Source organism: Neisseria sp. P0021.S007, assembly GCF_051956855.1.
In genome coordinates this window covers 1-464 of record NZ_JBQCXA010001543.1, presented here as the reverse complement: position 1 = coordinate 464, position 464 = coordinate 1, and the positions used below count along the sequence as shown (strand labels likewise).

Sequence of the window (464 nt, the reverse complement as noted above, 5' to 3'; positions counted from 1 at the left end):
CCAACCGCTTTAGTAAAATTTTCAAAAATATCCGCGGTCAAGCAAAACTGACAGAAGACAACATCAAAGAGGCGCTGAGGGAAGTCCGCCTTGCCCTGCTCGAAGCGGACGTAGCCCTGCCCGTTGTAAAAGAATTTGTCAACAACGTCAAAGAAAAAGCGCTTGGACAGGAAGTTACCGGCAGCCTGACCCCCGACCAAGCCTTTATCGGCGTCGTCAACCAAGCCCTGATCGAATTGATGGGCAAGGAAAATTCCTCTTTAGACTTGGCGGCTGTACCGCCTGCTGTCGTTTTAATGGCAGGTCTGCAAGGTGCGGGTAAAACCACCACCGTCGGCAAACTCGCCCGCCTGCTGAAAAACGAACAGAAGAAAAAAGTCTTGGTCGTTTCAGCCGACGTATACCGCCCTGCCGCTATCGAACAGTTGCGCCTTTTGGCTGAGCAAGTCGGCATTGACTTCTTC

General features: G+C 51.7%; 1 protein-coding gene. It reads left to right on the top strand.

The features are described from left to right. A partial coding sequence (locus tag ACTHUR_RS20165; protein ID WP_440400571.1) for a signal recognition particle receptor subunit alpha occupies window positions 1-464 on the top strand: 464 nt, incomplete at both ends.